The 22,052-nt window shown below is 61.0% G+C and carries 20 protein-coding genes and 3 pseudogenes; 15 read left to right on the plus strand and 8 right to left on the minus strand.

Features of this window, described 5'->3' with window-relative positions:
* The first annotated feature begins 130 nt into the window (after positions 1-130).
* The 7 genes from AAF143_RS05120 to AAF143_RS05150 all read left to right on the plus strand — a co-directional run bounded on the left by AAF143_RS05120 (position 131) and on the right by AAF143_RS05150 (position 7,265).
* On the plus strand, positions 131-661 hold the full coding sequence (locus AAF143_RS05120; RefSeq protein WP_414026603.1) for a hypothetical protein: 531 nt from the start codon (positions 131-133) through the stop codon (positions 659-661).
* The gene (locus AAF143_RS05125) at positions 606-1,685 is read left to right on the plus strand and encodes an IS3 family transposase (RefSeq protein WP_414026604.1); all 1,080 of its coding nucleotides are present in this window, start codon (positions 606-608) and stop codon (positions 1,683-1,685) included. Before AAF143_RS05120 ends, AAF143_RS05125 begins: the two co-directional genes overlap by 56 nt.
* Before the next feature lie 344 nt (positions 1,686-2,029).
* Positions 2,030-2,698 (plus strand): hypothetical protein, encoded by a 669-nt coding sequence (locus AAF143_RS05130; RefSeq protein WP_255008571.1) that lies wholly within the window; start codon positions 2,030-2,032, stop codon positions 2,696-2,698.
* A 2,013-nt stretch (positions 2,699-4,711) separates the two neighbouring features.
* Positions 4,712-6,076 carry a hypothetical protein gene (locus tag AAF143_RS05135; RefSeq protein ID WP_414026605.1) on the plus strand — a complete coding sequence of 455 codons (1,365 nt, stop codon included), beginning with the start codon at positions 4,712-4,714 and terminating at the stop codon, positions 6,074-6,076.
* A gap of 69 nt (positions 6,077-6,145) precedes the next feature.
* Positions 6,146-6,508, plus strand: a complete 363-nt coding sequence (locus AAF143_RS05140; protein ID WP_414026606.1) for a hypothetical protein — start codon at positions 6,146-6,148, stop codon at positions 6,506-6,508.
* A gap of 14 nt (positions 6,509-6,522) precedes the next feature.
* On the plus strand, positions 6,523-6,714 hold the full coding sequence (locus tag AAF143_RS05145) for a hypothetical protein (protein ID WP_414026607.1): 192 nt from the start codon (positions 6,523-6,525) through the stop codon (positions 6,712-6,714).
* Positions 6,714-7,265 carry a hypothetical protein gene (locus tag AAF143_RS05150; RefSeq protein ID WP_414026608.1) on the plus strand — a complete coding sequence of 184 codons (552 nt, stop codon included), beginning with the start codon at positions 6,714-6,716 and terminating at the stop codon, positions 7,263-7,265. Before AAF143_RS05145 ends, AAF143_RS05150 begins: the two co-directional genes overlap by 1 nt.
* Here the strand turns inward: AAF143_RS05150 and AAF143_RS05155 are convergent.
* The 4 genes and pseudogenes from AAF143_RS05155 to AAF143_RS05170 all read right to left on the minus strand — a co-directional run bounded on the left by AAF143_RS05155 (position 7,259) and on the right by AAF143_RS05170 (position 11,322).
* Positions 7,259-8,359, minus strand: a complete 1,101-nt coding sequence (locus AAF143_RS05155; RefSeq protein WP_255008577.1) for a hypothetical protein — start codon at positions 8,357-8,359, stop codon at positions 7,259-7,261. The genes AAF143_RS05150 and AAF143_RS05155 overlap by 7 nt on opposite strands.
* Positions 8,356-9,388 (minus strand): annotated as a pseudogene (locus AAF143_RS05160) (glycosyltransferase). Before AAF143_RS05160 ends, AAF143_RS05155 begins: the two are co-directional and overlap by 4 nt.
* A 10-nt stretch (positions 9,389-9,398) precedes the next feature.
* Positions 9,399-10,112, minus strand: coding sequence for a heme oxygenase (biliverdin-producing) (locus tag AAF143_RS05165; RefSeq protein WP_255008581.1), 714 nt, complete (start codon positions 10,110-10,112; stop codon positions 9,399-9,401).
* Positions 10,113-10,608: 496 nt separating this feature from the next.
* A complete protein-coding gene (locus AAF143_RS05170) occupies positions 10,609-11,322 on the minus strand; it encodes a sulfotransferase family protein (RefSeq protein ID WP_255008583.1) in 714 nt (237 codons plus the stop codon).
* A 704-nt stretch (positions 11,323-12,026) separates the two neighbouring features.
* Between AAF143_RS05170 and AAF143_RS05175 the strand changes: the two genes are divergently transcribed.
* Positions 12,027-12,773, plus strand: coding sequence for an O-antigen ligase family protein (locus tag AAF143_RS05175; protein ID WP_255008585.1), 747 nt, complete (start codon positions 12,027-12,029; stop codon positions 12,771-12,773).
* A 24-nt stretch (positions 12,774-12,797) separates the two neighbouring features.
* Here AAF143_RS05175 and AAF143_RS05180 read toward each other — a convergent pair.
* Together AAF143_RS05180 and AAF143_RS05185 are read right to left on the minus strand one after the other, a co-directional pair.
* Positions 12,798-13,828 (minus strand): annotated as a pseudogene (locus AAF143_RS05180) (glycosyltransferase family 4 protein).
* Between the two features lie 10 nt (positions 13,829-13,838).
* Positions 13,839-14,552, minus strand: coding sequence for a heme oxygenase (biliverdin-producing) (locus AAF143_RS05185; RefSeq protein ID WP_255008581.1), 714 nt, complete (start codon positions 14,550-14,552; stop codon positions 13,839-13,841).
* 439 nt (positions 14,553-14,991) lie between these two features.
* Here AAF143_RS05185 and AAF143_RS05190 point away from each other — a divergent pair, with 439 nt between their 5' ends.
* The gene (locus AAF143_RS05190; RefSeq protein ID WP_255008589.1) at positions 14,992-15,384 is read left to right on the plus strand and encodes a type II toxin-antitoxin system VapC family toxin; all 393 of its coding nucleotides are present in this window, start codon (positions 14,992-14,994) and stop codon (positions 15,382-15,384) included.
* A gap of 11 nt (positions 15,385-15,395) precedes the next feature.
* Here AAF143_RS05190 and AAF143_RS05195 read toward each other — a convergent pair whose 3' ends face one another.
* Complete coding sequence (locus AAF143_RS05195; protein WP_255008591.1) at positions 15,396-15,839, minus strand: hypothetical protein; 444 nt, start codon at positions 15,837-15,839, stop codon at positions 15,396-15,398.
* 69 nt (positions 15,840-15,908) lie between these two features.
* On the opposite strand from AAF143_RS05195, the gene AAF143_RS05200 reads away from it, so the two are divergent.
* From AAF143_RS05200 to AAF143_RS05225, 6 genes and pseudogenes are all read left to right on the plus strand, one after another.
* Positions 15,909-17,402, plus strand: a complete 1,494-nt coding sequence (locus AAF143_RS05200; RefSeq protein ID WP_414026893.1) for an NADP-dependent isocitrate dehydrogenase — start codon at positions 15,909-15,911, stop codon at positions 17,400-17,402.
* Positions 17,377-18,788 (plus strand): annotated as a pseudogene (locus tag AAF143_RS05205) ((Fe-S)-binding protein). Before AAF143_RS05200 ends, AAF143_RS05205 begins: the two are co-directional and overlap by 26 nt.
* A 108-nt stretch (positions 18,789-18,896) precedes the next feature.
* Positions 18,897-19,439 (plus strand): hypothetical protein, encoded by a 543-nt coding sequence (locus AAF143_RS05210; RefSeq protein WP_255008594.1) that lies wholly within the window; start codon positions 18,897-18,899, stop codon positions 19,437-19,439.
* A gap of 55 nt (positions 19,440-19,494) precedes the next feature.
* Positions 19,495-19,776 (plus strand): putative quinol monooxygenase, encoded by a 282-nt coding sequence (locus tag AAF143_RS05215; protein ID WP_255008596.1) that lies wholly within the window; start codon positions 19,495-19,497, stop codon positions 19,774-19,776.
* Positions 19,773-20,159, plus strand: coding sequence for a cupin domain-containing protein (locus tag AAF143_RS05220; protein WP_255008598.1), 387 nt, complete (start codon positions 19,773-19,775; stop codon positions 20,157-20,159). The genes AAF143_RS05215 and AAF143_RS05220 overlap by 4 nt, the downstream gene beginning before the upstream one ends.
* Before the next feature lie 192 nt (positions 20,160-20,351).
* On the plus strand, positions 20,352-20,648 hold the full coding sequence (locus AAF143_RS05225; RefSeq protein WP_414026609.1) for a hypothetical protein: 297 nt from the start codon (positions 20,352-20,354) through the stop codon (positions 20,646-20,648).
* 38 nt (positions 20,649-20,686) lie between these two features.
* On the opposite strand, the gene AAF143_RS05230 is transcribed toward AAF143_RS05225, so the two are convergent.
* Complete coding sequence (locus tag AAF143_RS05230) at positions 20,687-22,018, minus strand: cation:proton antiporter (protein ID WP_255008601.1); 1,332 nt, start codon at positions 22,016-22,018, stop codon at positions 20,687-20,689.
* Between the last annotated feature and the right edge of the window lie 34 nt (positions 22,019-22,052).

Below are 22,052 nucleotides of genomic sequence, written 5' to 3' on the forward strand. Positions count from 1 at the left end.
CGGTTTCAGGAAAGATGTCACCCCTCAAATCGATACACCTGGGGGCTTGAGGACATGACCAATGCGCGGATACAGCGAAGCCGTCAGGGCTGATGTGAGGAGGCGGATGAGCCCGCCGCACAGGCAGAGCGTGGCCCGGATTTCAGAAGAGCTCGGCATCCACGTGATCACCCTCTACAAATGGAGAAAGACCTGGCGGTTGCAGGGAGAGGTGGTGCCAGCATCCGAGAAGGAACCAGAGGGCTGGAGCGCTGCCGACAAGTTCACGGTGGTGCTGGAGACGGCAGGCCTCAACGCCACTGAGCTCAGCGCCTACTGCCGCGAGCGGGGCCTGTTCCCAGAGCAGGTGAGCCGCTGGCGGCAGTCAGCCCAAGATGCCAACGCCAAGCCGGTGCTGACGATGGCCGAGCAGAAGGAGCTCGAGAAGCTCCGTGCGCAGGATCAGCGGGAGATCAAAGCCCTCAAAAAGGAGCTGCAGCGCAAGGAAAAGGCCGAACAGCCATGGCAGAGATGGCGGCATTGCTGGTGCTGCGAAAAAAGTGGGAAGCCTTCTTCTCGGAGGACGCGGACGCTTGACCAGCGCCGCCCACCGGCAGAAGGCGATCATGCTGATCGGCGAGGCGAATGCCACTGGCGCCAGACTGGTGAGCGCCTGCCGTGAGATCGGTATCTGCCTGCGCACCCTCAAACGCTGGCGTAAGGCTTTTGGTGGTGATGGGGGCGGTGTGGATGGCCGCAAGGGCAGCAGCCGGCATGTGGCCCACCGCCTCAGCGAAGAAGAGCGCCAGCGGATCCTGCACACCTGCAACCAGCGCGAGTACGCCTCGCTGCCACCGGGGCAGATCGTGCCATCCCTGGCCGATCAGGGGCTGTTCATTGGCTCAGAGAGCAGCTTCTATCGGGTGTTGCACCAAGCTGGCCAGTGCCACCGCCGCGGGCGTGCCCGGCTGCCCCAGGAACCGCGCTCTATGCCGCGCCTGATGGCGGATCGAGCCAATGCGGTGTGGTCGTGGGACATCACCTATCTGCCCACCACGGTGCGGGGTGTGTGGCTGTACCTCTATCTGGTGGTCGACGTCTGGAGCCGCAAGGTGGTGGCCTGGGATGTGGCTGAGGTGGAATCGGCTGAAATCGCCGCTGATCTGGTGCAGCGGGCCTGCCTCAAGGAGCGCTACCGCCGCCCCAGCGGCTTTGGCAGCCACCAGTGCCAGCAGCCGCCGCTGATCCTCCATGCCGATAACGGCAACGCCATGCGTGGGGCGACGCTGGAATCACGGCTGGAGGAGATGGGCGTGCTCAGATCCTTTTCCAGGCCAAGGGTCTCAAACGACAACCCCTACTCAGAATCCCTGTTTCGAACGCTCAAATACCGGCCCGACTACCCCAATCGGCCTTTTGCCAGCAAAGCGGAGGCGTGCGAGTGGGTAGCGGCATTTGCCGACTGGTACAACCACCGGCACCGCCACAGCGGCATCAAATTCGTCACGCCCCACCAGCGCCACAGTGGCGCCGCCATGGCCATTTGCCAGCAGCGAGCCGATGTCTACGAAAGGGCCCGCCGATCCAATCCAACACGCTGGAGCCGAAGCATCCGCTGTTGGCGCCAACCCGAAGAAGTGTGGATCAACAAGCCGCCAGAAGAGCCAAAATCGATGCTGGCGTTATCCTTGACTCAGGCCGCCTGAGTGGCCGGCAAGGAGTGACAACTTTCCTGAAAGCTACCGCAGTTAGAATGGTCGCTTTTTCCAATCGCTAACCTTCACCAATTAAAATGGTAAGGTGCTCGGCAACTTTCACCCCTTTAGTTATATTTTGGTACTATTTGTAAAGTTTTTGCGTCAACAACCAGCTTTTACTGTAAGAGATAAAGGATTCAATGCTATAGATTAGGGATGCTACATCACGAATATATTCTGCGCGGATCATGGCTGTCCAACCTTAACCTTAGGTCAATGCCACAACAGATTATATTGACGATTATAGCCCAAAAAATCAATCTCGCCTAGCATCAAACTTTCGAAAATAAAAAATGCACAAGACAATGAGAGAAAAGAGCAAGGCGAGTAGACCTTACAGCTTAACTATATGCACAGTAAATTATAAAACAGAGGCTATTTTAGGTCTCAATAAACGCTTGCTATTACAGTTAAATTCTAGCGTGGATATTACTTGGCTGGTTGTCAATAATACGCGTTATGATGAGGAGAGGTCCAGTCGCCCACTTCTTGACACTTATTTTACCGAATTACCATGCGTGGCGAGACCTAAAAATATATATGGCATGGATAGCTACCATCATGGCTTTGGGTTAAATAGTTGCCTAGAGCATGTTCACACAAGGTACATGCTCGTATTAGATCCAGATTTCTTTATCTTAATGAATGACGCAATACTGCATGTTCTTTTACACATGAATAAGCACGGTCTCGCTTTTTTTGGCGCTCCATGGCATCCAAAATACATAAAAAAGTATCGAGACTTTCCGTGCCCACACTGTCTATTCATTGATACTGATATTGCCAAGGTAGAGAGTTTGGACTTTGCTCCAAAATACGAAGATGGCAAGCTTACTGATCGTCAATTTCTTCCAGACTGGGCTCTTTGGAAGCAATTTGCAGGTTTTTTAAAGCTATGCAAGGGAATTGATAAACTTACATCTCAAATCGTCAAGCAAGATTTAATCAAAACTAACAATTGATTCTCAATAGGTGCTTCTTTGGATACAGGGTCACGTATTTTCTTAAAGTACGCCCAACAACCTAATATCAGCCTAGAGATTCTTGATCCTTTGTGGCACCAAAGTCAATCCCTGAATAGATCGACACTCCTCTATACGCTTAGAGCTATGATAGACACTTTGATGCCAAGATTTCTGCGTTTCCACTATTTACGCTATTCATCCTGTAAGAGTCTTTTTGAAGAAAATTTTGAATTCCCTTCACCTGAGGAATTTTCGTGGAAAAATAAATATTTTGGATTCCATCTCAGGCAATATCCAAGATCTATTCATGGACGAGAATATATTTGGAAATACATTGATGATTTTGTCCAGACTGAGTATCTAAACAAAGATGCTCGTGGACTTTAGTGGCCCTTCCGTGAGGGGTGGTGGTTGGCCTCTACTGGAACAATACAGACTCAGTGATTTTTTAACGCTGAGAGATAGGCGCTATTTTGACATAAATCACGTAGAGAATTCTGGCTTCCAGTGAGCAATAAGGTCATACATAGCAGTATCTTACGGATACGTGGGCCAGGCTGACTTCCGCATTCCAGCCATCCTTACAGGCTCTGATGTACTCCTTCTACTATTTAACCGATTGCCACAGACATTCCACCATAATGTTGTCATGGCCACATGCTTCTGCAAAGCATTGGCAATGCTTTCGGCCTGACAATTTAATCCTATTTTTATACTTAATGCAGCCGCCCCAGTACGTCGGTTGAAGTTAATTGACAACCTTGATTGGAGTGGGAGATACTGGACTTGTGGCTAGTTCCCAGGCCCATCTCCAGAACCTACAGTCAAAACTCCGTTTCAAAGCTGTTGGAAAGCTCCCCGGTGAGAATGTGCCTTGAGTACAGATTAACGATGGCCACCAGGTAGAGGAAGCCCCTTCCGCAGGGGGATGTAAGTGATATCAGCTACCCAGACCTGATTCGAGGCCTTGAACTTTTCCAGATCCAGAAGACACGGGAAACGTTCTGACGTATCGCCAGGAATTGTGGTCATGGAATTGGGGTACCGAGCCCGTAACCCCACATACCGCATGAGGTGCCGTACCTGGTCACGCCCAACCTAGATCCCATCTGCGGCCTGGTAGTCGACCATGAATCGGCTGCCGGAAGCAGCGTCTGCCAGGAACCCGGCATCGATTCTGGCCATAATTCCGGGGTCCTCGGGCCTAACCGAAACCAGCTCTTAGTAAAGGGTGGATTTCGCCAGTCCCAGCAACTCACATTGACGCCAGATCGTGAGCTGAGGATGAATCAGATCAAGCAATCTACGCAGTTAATGGGCGGTCGAAGAACTTCCACATTGTTTAAATCATTCCAGCTCCATCTTGAGTTTCCCGATTCCTTGAAGCAGCTCAGCATCTCTGTTCAGTAGATCTCCATTCTCCTTATTCCTTCTGCCTTTACAGAACAGATCGCCGGAACCCTCAAGCAGTTGCTTTTCCATTGGCTCACCTAGACTAGGCGGAGGGCATGGCGAGCCTCGATCTCTTGAAGGGTCTTGCTATCGGAAATGGCCACTATGGCCAAACAGGCCTTGAACTCGGGACTGTGGGTTCTGCGCTTGGTCATGGTTGGCAAACTCCGGATTGGGGCAGTACACCGCCTCAGAGGTTAGCGATGGCCTTGGTCCAGATAACCACGACACCCCAGTGCTTGCCTCAAATCTTACTGCCTTCTGCAAGATCAGAAATGATGGCGTATTCATGCTACTCTGCAGCCGCAATGAGCTAATGGATTGGTCGTGAGTGCTTATAAATCTTCAGAAATTCCCAGAAATAGGGGACAAGCTAGCAAGAGTTACACCGCAAGAACTCAACAACCAATACGCCTTAAAGATACGACCAAAATAATTACCTTTGTCACTAGCGACGAAGCCTCTTCATTTTTATGTGATCTAGTATGTTAAAATTGTGATTAATTGCTTCACATCATTATGCTCACACGTACATCATTCGCCATTAATAGCATGGAGATGGACCCCGCCGTTGCTGATGCTCCCTTGAAAGTGGCATCTTCAAAGATACGATTCATCGGCTGCCGCGAAGAGCTTTTATTAGCCAGCAGCGCAGTTGCGACTGCGCTGCTCACGCTCTATCTTTTTATCATTAAGTATGGGCTGTTTTCAAAGCTTGAAAGTGATTGCAATCTACGCCTACTGAATTCTTCTCTTGCCTGGATTGATCATGGCTACTGGAAGCTCGGTGGCTTCCTCTATTTTCAGGAGGAATACGATGGAACCCTCCCTCTCAATCTCTACAAATCACATTCTCCCTATTATGTTTTACCTCATTTCTGGGCCACCTCACATGCTGGAAAAGATGCATTTTGGGTAGTTACCGGCTTAATTCCTGTCCTCGTTGCGTTCGTACTTTCGTTGGCCTTGGCTGTGATCGCCTGGGGCTCAATTAAGGCGCTGTCAACGAATCATTCCTGGGCCAAGTTGAGGGGAGCCCCGTTCGTAGGCGCTACGGCGGCGTTCTCAATCACGTTCACCAGTGAGCCAATCTGGAGTTTGGCATGGAACAGCTTTGATGGATCTTACTCAATCGTCTTCCTCACCGTGGCGATTGCCCTAACTTGTCTCTTTAACGGACGGCTGATCCGATGGCTTTCCATGCTGTTCGTTCTTTTGGCCAGCCTTGCTTGCGCGAGATTTGGCCTAGTGATGCTTACCTCTCTTCTAATCATTCGATTCATAGCCTTGGCCCGTCGTACCTCTGGGGCAAGATTCGCAGGTTCGGCCTTTTTCTCCTGGCCTGTGATCGGATTGGTTTTCCTGCTTTCCATGAGCCACTTCGTACGGGTGGCGCTTGCTGCTCGCCTGCTCGGATTGCAATTCAGAGGCAGCGATCTTCTACCGCGGATGGGGCTTTCCAGCTGGTGGGAGAGGGCCGGTCAAGGGCCTCTGAACTATCTGACACCACTGGATGCCTTCACCTTTCTCTGGAGACAGTCGGGAAACGTGATTAATAACCTGCCAATCTGGATCTCGATTCACCACTTGATGATTTGGACCCTAGCCATCGTGTCCATGGCAATGGTTATGGGTGCTCGAAACTTCTTCCCAACTCGTCCCTGCCTCGAGCTGCTGCTCTTCCTACCCCTGACGTGGACAATTTTACTGAACCAGTCGGCGGCGGAGCACCCCGATCTGGTGGCGATTCTCTGGGTACCTTCCTACGTATTGGGGTTGGCTTTTTTAGCCACTCAACTATTTGCATTTCTACGCCGTCACCTCCGAAAAACACACTGCTATCTCTACATGTCTGGCCTCTTGTGGTTGTTCTTTCTATGGCAAAATCAATACATCATGCGGGCCTACCCGCAGCTGCTCTGAGCTGAATCTCATATGTTTCCCAGCGCTAGCCCTTATCGCATCGATCAGGTCACAGCAGCTCCCCTGCTGATGGCAAGCCTCTTCGGGTGCCAGCTGGCAGCGGCGACCTGGATGTCATGGGCCGCGGTCAATGGGCGCCGGCGCGGCTGGTGGATCGGCGCAGGGGTCCTGCTGAGCCTGGTGGCCCTGTTCTTCGCCCTCGCCACCTGGGGGACCAGCGACATCACCAAGCTGAACCACTTCTTCGCGATCTACCCGGGTGGTGGCACGAAAGGCGAACCGTTCTGGGTGTTGGTCGGCCCGCTGATCGTGGCCTCTCCGTACCGCATGGCGGCGGTGCACGGTCTGGTGGCAGCCGGCTATGCCGCCGCACCGATCCTGCTGGCCTGGCGCTGGAGAGCCCTGGCCTGGGGGGCTGGTGGAGTCTTCTGATCTGCTGCAGCCCCATGCTGCGAGGATTTCTGCAGAACGCCCACACCAGGCAGGCCCTGGCCCTGCTGCTGCTGCTGCCCCTGATGCTCTGGGCAGGGCGCCTGGTTGATCCCCGTCGTCCAGTGATCGCGGTAGGGGTGATCTGGTCTGCCCTGGTTCACACCACTTTCCCCATCAACCTGCTGCTCAGCCTGTCCCCCTGCTGATGCGCGATCGGGCGACCGGATCGCCCATCAACCGCTGGCGGTTGCTGCTGGCCCTGGGCGTCCTGGTAACCCTGGTTGTAGTTGTAGCTCCGCGCGCCTTGGAGAAAATGGCTGCCTATGCCGCCGTTTCCTTCTTCAACCACTACTCCGTCACGCGGTACGTTCAGCGCTTGCAGTGGACCTTGGCTCTGGGCGTCGCCCTCACCTGCTGGCGACGGCGCCTGGGAGCCATGCAGTTGTTGAGCTGTTCCCTGAGCCGGCAGCTGGCTCTGTTCTCACTGCTGTTTCTGCTGATTCAGGCCTCGGTCGAATGGGAGTGGTTCCCCCAACTCACCTTCCGGTTTGCCGACGGTGTGGGGTTCTTTCTATTGATCACCTATTTGGCCTGGATCCACCGCTACCAGGCCTACGCCTTCCTGCTGCCCGCCCTGCTGTTCACCCTTCACTACTGGTTGTTCGAACGCATCCTCAACACCGAAACGCTGGCCTGCGGGGCAAACGACTCCTTCCTTTGCATCCCCGACCGCTGGCCCTGGCAGGTGCGCTACTGATAGCTCCTCAATTGCGCCGTGAGCAGCGCCATCCGCCTCACCCTCAGCGCCCTGTGGAGAAACTCCAGAGGCCTGCGCCTGTAGAGGCGATTGCCGGACCAGAGCGGCGCCAGTGACAGCCACACCACGGCTGCACCGGTGAGGCAGCGCACGCCGTAGAGGGCCGAGCTCAGGCCGGCCACCACGATCAATCGCTCGGGAGCCGCGGCCTCAAGGGCCCGCACCAGCACCTCCAGGGGCACGGCACTGCGGATCTGTCCGCTGACGCCGCCGGGAAGATCACGCCCGAAACTCCCCGGGGCTGGGGCCTTGGGATGGTCGATGAGCAGCAGAGCATCCCTGTGGCGATCGAAGCCATGACAACGGCCCAGCTGGCGCAGCCAGCGCTCGAGCACCGAGACGGAGATCTGGTTCAAGGGGAACTGGTGAGCCAGGTTGGGAACGGAGCAGAGCCAGATCGGCCGATCGGGTGGCGTCCGCTCCAGGCAGCTCTGAACGAAGACCTGGCACTGCTGCCGCTGGCTCGCTGCCAGGGCAAGGAACAACGTCCGGCGCATGGCCACAGGTACAGGCCTGGCGAGCTCAGGAGGTCGATGCCAACACGGTTGGCGTCCGTCGAGCACGTAATGCACCTGGCGATCGCCGAAGGCGATCGGACATCCCAACAGACTTGGAACGATGGCCCGCAGTTCACGGCCCGTGCGGTAGTAGACCCCCAAGCCATCGCCACACACCACCACGGTAGTAATCCCGAGCCGTTGCACCGGTTCGCGTTGTCCTTCCTGCCACAGGTTGTTGAGGCAGACCAGATCCCAGCCGCCAGGCCGAAGGTCTTCAGCGCGAGCGATCAGTTCCACCGCGCCGAAGCGAACGGGATCCTCACGCCGCAGCAACGCCAGCCAGTTCTCGATCGCCTGGTGCTGGGCCTGCAGCCGCTGCGCATCTCCGGTGATCACACCGGTGAACAACAGGCGCACCTCAGCGCCAGCGGCCTGGGTCTCGGGCAGGTCGAACACCACGGCCAATTGGTTCACCAGGTGAATCAGCCCGCCTGTGAGCACCAGCACCCGCAGGCGAGCAGGCTTCTCGATCAAAGCCTCGTTCCGCCCAGACGCCTGAGACGACTTCGCAGCTGAGCCAGGCGCACCTCTAGCCGACTGGGGGACATGAGCGGCGCATCGCCCGCCAGCAGCCGGTCCCAGTGGGCGTCGATGGCCACCAGAGCTTCGCGCCAGCGCAGCTGCAGCGCCCCCTCGGAGCACTGATGCAGCCGCTCGGCCAAGCGCACCGGATCGGCCAGGAAGGCGGCCGGGTCGGCCACCGCCGCCGCGATCCGCTCCAGATCGGCGCTGAGGGTGCCTGCGCCGATCTGGTGCCCCAGACGGCCGGGGTCGAGGCCGTCGGCGAGGGCATGGTTGAGGCTGCTGAACACCACGCAGCCGCTGGCCATGGCCTCCAAGGGCGGCAGTCCGAAGCCCTCGCTCACCCCCCGGCCGCGCCAGTAGTCGGCGGAGTCGTAGAGGTAGACCCTGGCGGAACGGAACAGATCCACCAGATCCTCCACCCAGCCGCTCTGCACCTCCACCCGTAGCCCCCGGGCCCGTAGCGCGGGCACCAGCTGCCTGAGCACATAGGCGCTGCTCTTACGCGCCTGCACCAGCACGTCGATCGGCCGCCGGGCGACCCGGGCAGGATCGCGCACGGCGCCGTCGTCGCCCCAACGGGGCTCGATCGCATTGGGCACCAGAAACAACGGGTTCCGCGGGGCCCGATCGCCCCAATAGCCCAGGGTGTTGGGGCTCACCGCCAGCACCGGCACCCCGGGGGAGATCGAAGCCATAGCCGCTGCTGTGGGCGTGGTAGGCGCTGGGGCGGCCCCGCAGACGCCGCAGCAGCTTGGGCACGTCGAACCCCCAGCTCACCACCCACAGGGCCTGGCCGGGGCTTGGTTCGTTGCGCAGCAGATCGGGAAGAAACGGCCTGCCCGGCTCCCGGCGCCGGTAGGTGACCAGCTCAGACCCCGTGAGGGCCCCTACCAGGCGGGCGGTCTGCAGTTCCACCTGCAGGCCGCCGCAGCGGAACTTCCCCGTGGTGCCGGGGACCAGAAAGCGGAGCGGACGCAAAGCCGGGCGCTCAGGCGGCCACGACCTCAGTGCTGCCGGTGCGCTGACGGCGGGTGAGGAAGCCGAACAGCACCTTGCCGATGGCGGCCACCAGGTTGCCTTCGAGCTCCTGGAACATGGTCATGTTCAGGTGGAACGCCTCATTGGCTTCCTCAACGATGCGATCGGCCGTGGCCTGGTCGATCGGCAGCTGATCGAGGGTGGCGCGGTAGGTGACCTTGAAGGCCTTCTCGTCGTCGATGGCCTCGAACTCGTAGAAGTTCAGGCCATCAGTTTCGCCCAGGTTCATGGCCTTCTGGGCAATGTTCTTGAGGATCTGGCCGCCAGAGAGATCGCCCAGATAGCGGGTGTAGTGGTGGCCCACCAGCAGCTCGGGCGACTCAGCCGCCACTTGGTGGAGGCGGGCCACGTAGGCGGCCGCCGCGGGTGAGGGCTTGATCTGGTTGCGCCAGTCGGGGCCGAAGTAGTAGGCCAGGTCGGCCTCGAGGCTCTCGCGGCGGTTGAGCTGCTCAAAAGCCACCGGACCCACCACGGGATGGTTCTTGAGCTTGCCGATTTCCTCCTCCATCGCGGCGTAGACGAAGTAGAGGTCGGCCACAAGCTTGCGGTAGCTGGCCTTGTCAACGACCCCCTTGAGGAAGCAGGTCACGAAACCGGTGTTCTCGGCCATGGTGTGGGACTTCTTGGTCCCTTCACGCAGTTGGGTGGCAAGGGCGACGGTCATCGTCGAAACGGGCGCTCGAAAACGCGGCATGGCAGACGTTCAAAGCTACGCGGGGGCTTCCGGTGACCGGCGGCAAGGTTGCGAAGGGTTACGCGCCAGCCAATCTCCTCGAACGGATCGGTCTACCGGTCGACCAATCGATCAGCTCAAGGGTCGTCCCACCAGTCTTGCCAGAAGGCCAATGAAAATAAGATCGAAGACGCCCACTGTCAACGACACGCCGAGCAGCACAAGCAGACCTCGCAGCCGCTGTCTGGGCAGGTAGCCAAGGAGCGCGCTGATCTGGTACGAGGTGGCGCTGTTAAGCAACCTGCCCTGAGGGAGACGCACTCTGCGTCGGAATCGTGAATCCGGGCTACTGCCTACAGAGCCAGCCCTTTGGTACTGCCCACCCGTGGATTCACCGAAGCCAGAATAGTTAAAGTCGTATAGTTAGTGGTACCCGGCACAACCACCTCCCGATCCACCACGAGGCCAGCCAGAGAACCGTTCGACCTCAGGCCAGGGGTCCGGCCGTGGATGCGGGCCACGGGTAGCCGCCAATTTGGTAATCCTGCCCATACAGTCGGTTCACCCGCGCACGCAGCCCCGGAGTGAAGAACACATCGAGCCTGCTGGCAGCACCCTTCAGCTTCGCGGGCTTGCCCGGAACACTGAACTGGCGCTCGATCCTGTGGGGGCCGCTCAGATCAAGCCCGGTTGTTCGAAGACCGCGGCTGCCAAGCAGCGCCGGGAGCCATTGAGCAAGCTCCTCAAGCCGATAAATGGCATCGTATTGATCCGGAGGCAAAGCCAGCAGATCAACCTGAGGCCACCAGTGGGCATCATCGTGCAAGCCACCAGCCTCCAGGTAAGCGACAAAGCGAGCGAATCCTTCAGCGCTAGCATCACCAAAGCCGCCAGCGCTGCTATAGCGATGGGAGTGGCCAGAGCCAACTTTTTCCAAAAAGGCAGAAAGTATCCGTGCTTCCGGATGCCGCATCACAGCAAAATAGAAGCAGCGCTGAAGCCGCAACAACTCGATGGGTTGCTTCAGCACTTGTCTAATGTTCATGCCAATTGCAATGGCATCATCCTTAGCCCTATGATAGGGCTGGAGCGGATTTGCAGGAACCCCGGCAATCGCATCTCTAAGATACAAAAGCATTGAGGAATTGCCACTTTTCTTAATACGATTATAAACAAGTCCCTGTCTAGGGTAAAATACCAAGCTGTGGGCAGTGCTTGGATTGCATCCCCGGCGTCCGCTGAGAGCATTGAACAGCCTTGCCGCTAGCCGATCCTTGATCCCTATTTCGCGGCCTTTTCCGATACGGATTGATCTCGGAGGCTCCCATTCATTCTGCATTCGTTTTCCCACACCTGGCTCGTATCTACACCAACACGATAGGCTCTATTGTGAGCGGTGTTCTCATGGCTCCTGCGCACAGCCACTATATCAGATACTTCACCGCAAGCATCAGCGATGAACCGCCGATGGATTGTTAAACTTGCTGAAGCAGCATTGCTGGCTTTGGCGATCACGGCCATTTGACTGATGCCAGATGAGCCGCAGATCAGCGCTGCACTGACCACCGCGTGGGTTCTCGTTGGCCTATGCGGACAAGCAAAATCAAGGATCTGGGCATTTGCGGTAGGTACAATCATACTACTGAATTTGCGAGGAATTGTGCTGAGTGAAGGCCCACGGCCGGTTTCCCATATGGATTACGTGCTTCTGATTGCAGCTTTCCTGAGCGGCCAGGGCAAGAGCCTGTGATTATTGGCGGTTGCAGGCAACAAGCCTCTGCCTGGCAGTCGCCACAGGAGCCGCGCTGAACATGAATCGTATCCTAGTCCATATCCTCGCCAGCGATATCGAAGGATTCAAATTAGGGGTTTTTACTGATTAACCATACGGCCCTGCTGTCAGGCTTGGCTGCCGTTGCAGGTGCGGCGGCTTTCCAGCTGACCAAGAACCAACCCATCCGCCTGCTGATCGGACTGGGCACATTGCTCTATACAGTCATGGTTCTTGGAACCCAGTCAAGAGCCGGACTGGGTCTCATTCCCATCACCCTGATCATGGGATGGGCACTGCGCCATGGCGCAATGAAACGTCACTGGAAAACCTTCAGACTGAAAGGCCCAGAGGCGGCTGTATTAGCTGGCACCTCAATCGTTCTTTTAGGTGTTTTCATTCTTCGCGAAACTCCCCAGATTCAAGAGCTCACAAAGGCAGCCACCGAGCTCTACGGAGAAGAAAATCTTATTAGTGACCAAGGCCGGATCGATCTTTGGCGTTGCTATGCAAGTCTACCTTTCAGTGGCAACAATCGCTTTCTTTTTGGGGCAGGCTATGGCAAGGCTCGCCAACTCTGCCAAATATTCCTACCTGGTCACGATCGACCGCTGACTCATGCTCACAACCTACCCCTGCAAATCTGGGCCAAATCTGGCACCCTGCCACTTGCGGCGCTGCTAGTTGCGCTTGCAACTCTGGGGCTTCGGCTATGGCGTCGACTACGCTTTAACGCCACCATCACGGGTCTAACTGCACTTTTCATGTACGCACTTTTATTCAACCTCCTAGAGCTAGGCATGCTCAAGGTGCGGTGCCCCTTCTCACAGCGTTGTTTGGCCATCTACTATCGACTGCTCTTGCGGAACAACCGAAGCTAGGCGCCGAACGCGATGCAAATGCGGTCAAAGTAAACCAAGTTTGCTTAGAAGTACATCCTTGAATAGACGAAAACGCAACGCACGGGGTGATGGAACCTTAAGCATGCTGGAGCGCTGGTTCAGAACCCGGTGCCAATGATGCCTGATCTGCTCAAGCCCCAACCGCCAACGCTGCAACAGAACTTCCTCGCCCACTTGCTGAAGCAATGTCTCCAATTCAGCGACCGCAGGCTGCCAGACCGTTGGCTCCGCAACAGCCGCCACAATCCGCCGAGATCCACCTCCAGCGTGCCGCAGCCGATCTGATGGCCCACCACCCCTGGATCCAGCAAGTCTGCCAAGGCGTTGTTATGGCTGCTGAACACCACACAGCCACTGGCCATGGCCTCCAGGGGCGGCAGTCCGAAGCCCTCGCTCACCCCCGGCCGCGCCAGTAGTCGGCGGAGTCGTAGAGGTAGACCCTGGCGGAACGGAACAGATCCACCAGATCCTCCACCCAGCCGCTCTGCACCTCCACCCGTAGCCCCCGGGCCCGTAGCGCGGGCACCAGCTGCCTGAGCACATAGGCGCTGCTCTTACGCGCCTGCACCAGCACGTCGATCGGCCGCCGGGCGACCCGGGCAGGATCGCGCACGGCGCCGTCGTCGCCCCAACGGGGCTCGATCGCATTGGGCACCAGAAACAACGGGTTCCGCGGGGCCCGATCGCCCCAATAGCCCAGGGTGTTGGGGCTCACCGCCAGCACCGGCACCCCGGGGGAGATCGAAGCCATAGCCGCTGCTGTGGGCGTGGTAGGCGCTGGGGCGGCCCCGCAGACGCCGCAGCAGCTTGGGCACGTCGAACCCCCAGCTCACCACCCACAGGGCCTGGCCGGGGCTTGGTTCGTTGCGCAGCAGATCGGGAAGAAACGGCCTGCCCGGCTCCCGGCGCCGGTAGGTGACCAGCTCAGACCCCGTGAGGGCCCCTACCAGGCGGGCGGTCTGCAGTTCCACCTGCAGGCCGCCGCAGCGGAACTTCCCCGTGGTGCCGGGGACCAGAAAGCGGAGCGGACGCAAAGCCGGGCGCTCAGGCGGCCACGACCTCAGTGCTGCCGGTGCGCTGACGGCGGGTGAGGAAGCCGAACAGCACCTTGCCGATGGCGGCCACCAGGTTGCCTTCGAGCTCCTGGAACATGGTCATGTTCAGGTGGAACGCCTCATTGGCTTCCTCAACGATGCGATCGGCCGTGGCCTGGTCGATCGGCAGCTGATCGAGGGTGGCGCGGTAGGTGACCTTGAAGGCCTTCTCGTCGTCGATGGCCTCGAACTCGTAGAAGTTCAGGCCATCAGTTTCGCCCAGGTTCATGGCCTTCTGGGCAATGTTCTTGAGGATCTGGCCGCCAGAGAGATCGCCCAGATAGCGGGTGTAGTGGTGGCCCACCAGCAGCTCGGGCGACTCAGCCGCCACTTGGTGGAGGCGGGCCACGTAGGCGGCCGCCGCGGGTGAGGGCTTGATCTGGTTGCGCCAGTCGGGGCCGAAGTAGTAGGCCAGGTCGGCCTCGAGGCTCTCGCGGCGGTTGAGCTGCTCAAAAGCCACCGGACCCACCACGGGATGGTTCTTGAGCTTGCCGATTTCCTCCTCCATCGCGGCGTAGACGAAGTAGAGGTCGGCCACAAGCTTGCGGTAGCTGGCCTTGTCAACGACCCCCTTGAGGAAGCAGGTCACGAAACCGGTGTTCTCGGCCATGGTGTGGGACTTCTTGGTCCCTTCACGCAGTTGGGTGGCAAGGGCGACGGTCATCGTCGAAACGGGCGCTCGAAAACGCGGCATGGCAGACGTTCAAAGCTACGCGGGGGCTTCCGGTGACCGGCGGCAAGGTTGCGAAGGGTTACGCGCCAGCCAATCTCCTCGAACGGATCGGTCTACCGGTCGACCAATCGATCAGCTCAAGGGTCGTCCCCCTAGTCTGATACCAGACTTGGTGCTGAGCAGATGACCACCTTCAGCGCCCAAGAGGCCAAAACCCACTTCGCCGCCTTGCTCGATCGGGTGGAACGGGGGAAAGCCTGGTGATCAGCCGACGCAACAAGACCATTGCCGAACTGCGTCCGCTGGCAAGCCCCCTTCCCAGCGCACCCCGTCAACTCGGCCAAGCGGTGGATGCGGGTATCCCCATCCCGCCCAGCTTTTTTGAACCCCTTCCCGATGACCTTCAGGCCGCCTTTGAAGGCCTGGTCCCATGAAGCCAGGCCTGCTGCTCGATAGCTGCACCTTTCTTTGGATGCTGCGAACGCCTGATGAGCTTTCGAGCAAGGCCCGAGACGCGCTTGTCGATCCAAGCAGACCCCTTTTCCTCAGCGTGGTGAGCGAGTGGGAAATGGTTCTCAAAGCCCAGGCCGGACGACTTCCGTTTCCCGAGCCCCCTGCCGCTTACATCCTGCGGGAGCGCTTACGCCATGGCATCGAAACCTTGCCCTTGCAAGAAGGTGCGCTCACCCATCTCAGCAAACTGCCCGACCATCACCGCGATCCTTTCGATCGCATGCTCATTTGTCAGGCGATCGAGCACGGCCTTGAACTGGTGACCTCGGACCGAGCCATCCAGCTCTATCCGATTCGAGTGCTCTGGTGAGCCCTGGCCTTTCAGGCCGCCAAGCGCTCGCCCTCAAACAGCTCAAACAGCTCCCGGCAGAAGGTCTGCAGCTTGGTGACCACGGCGGCCTCGGGCAAGAGACTGCCGTTGGGTTCCCAGGCGCCCACGGTGGCCAGGCGCCACTGCTCGCCGTGGAAGGTCATGCCGCTGATCAACACCCCCAGAAGCCGCGGACGCTCGGTCGATCCGCGCTCCGGTCGCTGGGCCAGGCGCAATTGCACCAGCAAGCTGCGGCACTGCAGCCGGGGGCTCCAGCCGGGGAAGTGGAAGGCCAGGTCGATCGATTCCCGCTCCTGAAACTGACGCGTGAGCGGGTCATCGCGCCAGGGGTTGAGGTTGGCCTTGGCGGCGGGGAACTGCTGACGAAACAGGCCGGCCGCCGTGGCGATCGCCTGGGTGATCTCCAGGGTGCGTGCCTGATCCGCCGCGTTCATGCCGTTTCCCCTGAGCAGAACGGGGTGAATGCGCAACCTAATCTCGGCGCTCCGCAACTGCTGGCGTCGATGGCGATCACCGAACAGAAGGCCTACGAGAAGCTCACGCCCCCCACCAACGGCACGGCGATTCGCTTCGAGAACGGCCAACCGATCGTCCCAAGCGACCCGATCATTCCCTTCATCCGCGGCGATGGCACCGGCGTCGACATCTGGCCCGCCACCCAGCGGGTGCTGGATGCGGCGGTGGCCAAGGCCTACGGCGGCGAGCGGCGGATCGAGTGGTTCAAGGTTTTCGCGGGCGACGAGGCCTGCGAGCTCTATGGCACCTACCAGTACCTCCCCCAGGACACGCTCACGGCAATCGAGCAGTTCGGCGTGGCGATCAAGGGCCCGCTGACCACGCCGATCGGTGGTGGCATCCGCTCACTCAACGTGGCCCTGCGCCAGATCTTCGATCTCTACTGCTGCGTTCGCCCCTGCCGCTACTACGAGGGCACCCCCAGCCCCCACAAGCGGCCGCAGGATCTCGATGTGATCGTCTACCGGGAGAACACCGAAGACATCTACATGGGGATCGAGTGGGCCTCCGATGACCCGGTGGGCATCGAACTGATCCGCCACCTCAACGACGAGGTGATCCCCGCCAACGGCAAGCTCAAGGGCCGCCGCATCCCCGAAGGGGCCGGCATCGGCATCAAGCCGGTGAGCAAATTCGGCACCCAGCGCCACGCGCGCAAGGCGATCCAGCACGCCCTTGGCCTCGAGGGCGCCAAGCGCCACGTGACCCTCGTGCACAAGGGCAACATCATGAAATTCACCGAAGGTGCCTTCCGCGACTGGGGCTACGAACTGGCCACCACCGAGTTCCGCGACGTCTGCGTGACCGAGCGCGAGAGCTGGATCCTCTCCAACCTGGAGCGCAACCACGGCCTCACGGTCGAGGCCAACGCGCGCATGATCGAACCAGGCTACGACAGCCTCACCCCCGAGAAGAAAGCGGCGGTGGATGAGGAGGTGAAGGGGGTGATCGAGGCCATCGGCGAGAGCCACGGCTACGGCAAGTGGAAGAGCATGGTGCTCGTCGACGACCGCATCGCCGACAGCATCTTCCAGCAGATCCAGACCCGGCCCCAGGAGTATTCGGTGCTCTGCACCCTCAACCTCAACGGCGACTACATCTCCGACGCCGCCGCCGCCGTGGTGGGGGGCCTGGGGATGGCCCCTGGCGCCAACATCGGCGACAACGCGGCGATCTTCGAGGCCACCCACGGCACGGCCCCCAAGCACGCCGGCCTCGATCGCATCAACCCCGGTTCGGTGATCCTGAGCGGCGTGATGATGCTCGAATACCTGGGATGGCAAGAGGCGGCCGATCTGATCACCGCCGGGATCAGCGCCGCCATCGCCAACGGCGAAGTCACCTACGACCTGGCGCGGTTGATGGAGCCCCGGGTGGAGCCGGTGAGCTGCTCGGGCTTCGCCGAGGCCGTGGTGCGGCACTTCGGGGGTGAAGCAGCGGGGCAGACTGGCTCCTATGAGCGCCCCACTGCCTGCCACTGAGCTGCCTGCTCCTGCCCTGTCAGCCGCGTCCCCGGCGGCCCCGGCACTGCCGGCCAACCCGGCCAGCGACCCCTGCGTGCACTGCGGCTTCTGCCTGCCCAGCTGTGCCAGCTACCGGGTGCTGGGCACGGAAATGGATTCGCCCCGGGGGCGCATTCACCTGCTCAAGGCGATTGAAGCGGGCGAACTGGAACTCGATGCCACGGTGGCGGGCCACTTCGATTCCTGCCTGGGCTGCCTCGCCTGCGTCACGGCCTGCCCCTCGGGCGTGCGTTACGACGAACTGATCGAGGCCACCCGGCCCAAGCTCAACGCGCCGGAGCTGCGCAGTCCCGGCCAGCGCCGCTTTCGTCAGCTGCTGTTTGCGCTGCTGCCCTACCCCCGGCGGCTTCGGGCGCTTCTGACGCCGCTGCGCCCCTACGCCGGCACACCGCTGCAACGACTGGCGCGCTCCAGCGGCCTCACCCGGTTGCTCGGGCCGGGGCTCGAGGCGATGGAGCGGCTGCTGCCGCCCCTGGCACCCGAGGCGTTCACAGATGATTCCCCCTGGTGGTGCCCGCCCAGGGCGAGCGGCGCCACCGGGTGGGGCTGGTGCTGGGCTGCGTGCAGCGGCTGTTTGATCCCGAGGTGAACCGGGCGGCCATCGAAGTGCTGAGCGCCAATGGCATCGAGGTGGTGATCCCCCCGGCCCAGAACTGCTGCGGGGCCGTCACCCACCACCAGGGGGAACTGGAGCAGACCCGGCAGCTGGCGGGGGATCTGATCATCGCCTTCGACGCCGTGATCGGCCCGGGCAAGCCGGCGGGGAGTGAACCCCTGGATGCCGTGCTGGTGGCGGCCTCCGGCTGCGGCCACACCCTCAAGGCCTATGACCGCCTGCTGGCGAACGAACCCGCCTGGGCCGCCCGCGGCAGCGCCTTCGCCGCCCGGGTCGAAGACATCCAGGAATTTCTGGAACGCGTCGGCCTGAGCAAGGAGGCCATGGCGCGCCTGCAGCCCCTGCGCCACGGCGATGGCACACCCGCCAGCGCCGAGCGGCCTCTGCGGCTCGCTTATCACGACGCCTGCCACATGCTCCACGGCCAGGGGATCTCCGAGCAGCCCCGGGCGTTGCTGCGGCGCATCCCCCACGTGCAGCTGCGCGAGGCCACAGAAGCAGGGGTGTGCTGCGGCAGCGCCGGCATCTACAACCTGGTGCAGCCCACCGAGGCCGCCGAACTGGGCCGCCTCAAAGCCCAGGATCTCTCCGGCACCGGCGCCGACCTGGCGGTGAGCGCCAACATCGGCTGCACGCTGCAGATCCGTCAGCACATGGAAGGCACCGGGCGAGCGATCGAGGTGCTGCATCCGATCCAACTGCTGGCACGGAGCCTCGCAGGCAGCTGAGGTTGGTGGGGGTGACGGAGGAGTCCCCTGGTGAGGCTGTGAAGGGAGGGGAGGCGCGATTGACAGCCTCCGGCCCCCTGCGCAGGATGAGCGCATTGGGCCCTATCCATGCGCCGCAAGCCCACCGAGGACTTCCTCCTGTTCCTGTTCGGTGGGGCCCTGTTCGCCGCCGGCATCGTGCTCTTCACCAGCCAGGTGATGGTGGGCTCCCAGGGGTCGTTGGGGTTGGGGGGCTGGTTCGGAAGGGGCTCGGCCGGCCGCGGAGGCAGTTTCTTCGGTGGGCTGATGGGCTTCGACAATGGCCAGGGTTTCGGTCTGCTGATGGTGCCCCTCGCCATCGGCGCTGCCCTGCTCCTGGCCGGCACCTACCGCAAATTGGCCTGGCTTCTGATCGGGGCCACCTCCGCCGCCCTCGGGGTGCTGGTGCTCCAAAGCCTGGTGTTCAGCTTCCGGCCCACCAGCCTGTGGAGCCTGCTGGCGATGGTGGCCATGGTTGGTGGCGGCGCCGGCCTGATGTTCCGCTCCCTGCGTCAGTACCCCGACCAGGAACGGGAGCGCAACCGCAGCGATCTCGATGACCTGCGCAGCGAACTCGACCGCCTGCGCCGCCAGCTCGATGACGGGCCCGAGGGCCCCGGCCAACAGGATTGAATCCCGCTGAGGCCTGCGCTGGCGCTGCTTGACTCAGGGGCTACGCCCAGCGCCCATGCCCCACGTGCTGATCCTCCATGCCGTGGAGAGCTATCCAGCCTGGAAGCGGATCTTCGATGACGCCGCCAGCATCCGCCGCAAAGCCGGGGAACGCAGCTATCAGCTGCTGCGGGAGGCCTCCGATCCGAACCACGTGATTCATTTCTCCGCCTGGACCTCGCTCGAGGCGGCGCGCGCCTTCTTCGAATCGCCGGGACTGGTGAAACTGCGCCAGGAGGCCGGCGTGCATGCCCCCACCTTCCTCTACCTCGATGAAATCGAGCAGGGCGATCTGTGAAAAGCACCACGGTGAAAAGCATCAGCCCATATGGGAACGTCTACGCCGAAGACCAACGCCACCGCTGGACGCCGGTGGCGGGGCTCGAGCACCAGGCCGAGGAGCTCACCTTGAGCCTTGCTCCCGCCACCGGCGAGATCACGCGCCTGACCCGCTTCCACCCAGGCGCTGATACGGCCGCCTTCGGCGCCAAGGTGCATGCATACCCGGAAGAGGTGTTCATCGTCAGTGGGCGGCTGTTCGATGCGGCCTTCGGGATCTGGCTGGAGGCCGGCCACTACGCCAGCCGCCCGCCGGGTGAGGTCCATGGGCCCTTTCGGACCGATCAGGGTTGTGTTGTGTTGGAGATCTCGTTCCCCCAGCGCGCCGCCCCCGACTCCTGATCCAGCCATGGCCGCTCCATCCCCCTCAGCTGTCCTCAGGGCCCTGGTCACGGTGGGCGGCCTCCTGGCCCTGGGCCTGCCCACCGACCTGCTGGCCAGCCCAACCAAACAGCCCGGATCCGCCGCCACGCCCCTGCCCGCCCAGATCTGGAACGACTGCGCCCCTGGGACGGGGCCGCCTTCACGGTCACCATGCCCTGGCCCGCCCGGCCCAACCGACCGGCCGCCACGCTCTCGATCGCGATCTGGAAGGGGCCCAACCTGAGCGAACCGAGTGCGTTCGACTTCCCTGCCGACGCCAGGATCGGCTCGATCACCCTGCAGCCAAGACCAGGGGTGGACGGCCTGCTCAAGGGCCGCGTCAGCTTCCGATCGGTGCTTCCGGGCCAGCCGGTGCTGGGAAGCTTCGACCTGGTGAGCCCCATGGGTGAGCGGGTGCGGGGCCGCTTCCGGGCCACTTGGGTGACACGCCAAGCGCTTTGCGGCTGACGGGGGCCTCAAGCACCCCGATCAGGCCCGGCCTTGCCTCAGGCCAGCTGCTCAGCGGGGGCGGGTTTGATCACCAGCCGCAGCAACACCGGCGCCAGGAAGGTGGTGCCGATCACCATGAGCAGAATGGCCGCCTCCAGGGCAGGCGTGAGCAGGCCGGCCTGGGTGCCGAGCCCAAGGAAAATCAAGCCGACTTCACCCCGGGGCATCATCCCCAGCCCCACCACCAGCCGGTTGGTGGGTTCCTTGCAGAGGTAGCTCCAGCCGGCCACCACCTTGGTGACCACCGCCACCGTCAGCAGGAAACCGGCCACGATCAGGCCCTCCCGGTTGGCGGGATCCATCGGATTGAGCACCGACAGGTCCATGGTCGTGCCGATCAGCACGAAGAACACCGTGGAGAACAGGCCGACCAGAGGTTTCACCGCCGCCTCGATCGCCTTGATATGGCGGGAGCTGCTGAGGATCAGGCCGGCGGCGAAGGCCCCCAGGGCCGCCTCCAGGCCGATCGCCTGGGAGGCGAAGCAGGCCACACACAGCACCAGGAAGGAGGCCACCACCACCTCACCGGGGGCCTTGAGCTGATCCAGCGCCCAGTCGAACAGGGGAGCGGCCGTGCGGCTGAGCACCAGTGACACCACCACGAACACCACGGCGGCTAGGCAGAGCTTCACGATCGGCCCGATCGCCACGGTGCCGCTGGCGGCCAGGGCCACCACCACCGCCAGGATCACGATGCCGAGAATGTCATCGAGCACGGCCGCACCGATCACGATCTGTCCCTCCTTGGTGCGCAGGAACTTGAGTTCGCTGAACACACTGGCGGTGATGCCGATGCTGGTGGCGGTCATCGACGCTCCAGCAAATACAGCCGGAATCAGCGGCACGTGGAAGATCCAGAGCAGGCCAAAAGTGCCGATCGCGAAGGGCAGCACCACCCCCGTGGTCGCCACGGTGAAGGCCTGGGTGCCCACCGCCATCAGCTCATCGAGATCGCTCTCCAGGCCCGTGAGGAACAGCAGCGAGAACAGGCCGATGGTGGCCACCGCCTGCAGGTTGGGGAAGGTTTCGGCATAGAGCTCCCGCACCTCCGTGGGGCCCAGGTGGGCCAGGGACGAGATGGTGTTCACGAACCAGGAGCTGAGCTCACCCTGGGTTTCAGGCGGCAGGATCAGGTGCAGGCCCGAGAGGCCGATCAGCACCCCGGCGATCAGTTCCCCGAGGATCGTGGGCAACTGCAGCCGCACCAGCACTTCCGCCAGGGCGCGGGCGGCAATGAAGATCAGCACGAAGCGGCCAACCCCGATCAGGGTTTCGGCCACCTCGATCTCGTGGCTGCCCACCTCAAGCAACAGCGCTGGAAAGGTCATGAAGTGCTTGCAAAGCCGGCTGCCCGGGCCCGTA

Origin of the sequence: Cyanobium sp. ATX-6F1 (assembly GCF_047395825.1) — a bacterium.
Lineage (GTDB): Bacteria > Cyanobacteriota > Cyanobacteriia > PCC-6307 > Cyanobiaceae > ATX-6F1.

Bases quoted from the DNA above. Each gene is read 5' to 3' on its own strand.
- AAF143_RS05140 (WP_414026606.1), top strand. From the start codon at position 6,146: ATGGCAAGCCTCTTCGGGTGCCAGCTGGCAGCGGCGACCTGGATGTCA.
- AAF143_RS05210 (WP_255008594.1), top strand. From the start codon at position 18,897: ATGCGCCGCAAGCCCACCGAGGACTTCCTCCTGTTCCTGTTCGGTGGG.
- AAF143_RS05165 (WP_255008581.1), bottom strand. From the start codon at position 10,112: ATGACCGTCGCCCTTGCCACCCAACTGCGTGAAGGGACCAAGAAGTCC.
- AAF143_RS05215 (WP_255008596.1), top strand. From the start codon at position 19,495: ATGCCCCACGTGCTGATCCTCCATGCCGTGGAGAGCTATCCAGCCTGG.
- AAF143_RS05145 (WP_414026607.1), top strand. From the start codon at position 6,523: ATGCTGCGAGGATTTCTGCAGAACGCCCACACCAGGCAGGCCCTGGCC.
- AAF143_RS05125 (WP_414026604.1), top strand. From the start codon at position 606: ATGCTGATCGGCGAGGCGAATGCCACTGGCGCCAGACTGGTGAGCGCC.
- AAF143_RS05225 (WP_414026609.1), top strand. From the start codon at position 20,352: ATGCCCTGGCCCGCCCGGCCCAACCGACCGGCCGCCACGCTCTCGATC.
- AAF143_RS05185 (WP_255008581.1), bottom strand. From the start codon at position 14,552: ATGACCGTCGCCCTTGCCACCCAACTGCGTGAAGGGACCAAGAAGTCC.
- AAF143_RS05230 (WP_255008601.1), bottom strand. From the start codon at position 22,018: ATGACCTTTCCAGCGCTGTTGCTTGAGGTGGGCAGCCACGAGATCGAG.
- AAF143_RS05130 (WP_255008571.1), top strand. From the start codon at position 2,030: ATGCACAAGACAATGAGAGAAAAGAGCAAGGCGAGTAGACCTTACAGC.
- AAF143_RS05135 (WP_414026605.1), top strand. From the start codon at position 4,712: ATGGACCCCGCCGTTGCTGATGCTCCCTTGAAAGTGGCATCTTCAAAG.
- AAF143_RS05195 (WP_255008591.1), bottom strand. From the start codon at position 15,839: ATGAACGCGGCGGATCAGGCACGCACCCTGGAGATCACCCAGGCGATC.
- AAF143_RS05150 (WP_414026608.1), top strand. From the start codon at position 6,714: ATGCGCGATCGGGCGACCGGATCGCCCATCAACCGCTGGCGGTTGCTG.
- AAF143_RS05200 (WP_414026893.1), top strand. From the start codon at position 15,909: ATGGCGATCACCGAACAGAAGGCCTACGAGAAGCTCACGCCCCCCACC.
- AAF143_RS05190 (WP_255008589.1), top strand. From the start codon at position 14,992: ATGAAGCCAGGCCTGCTGCTCGATAGCTGCACCTTTCTTTGGATGCTG.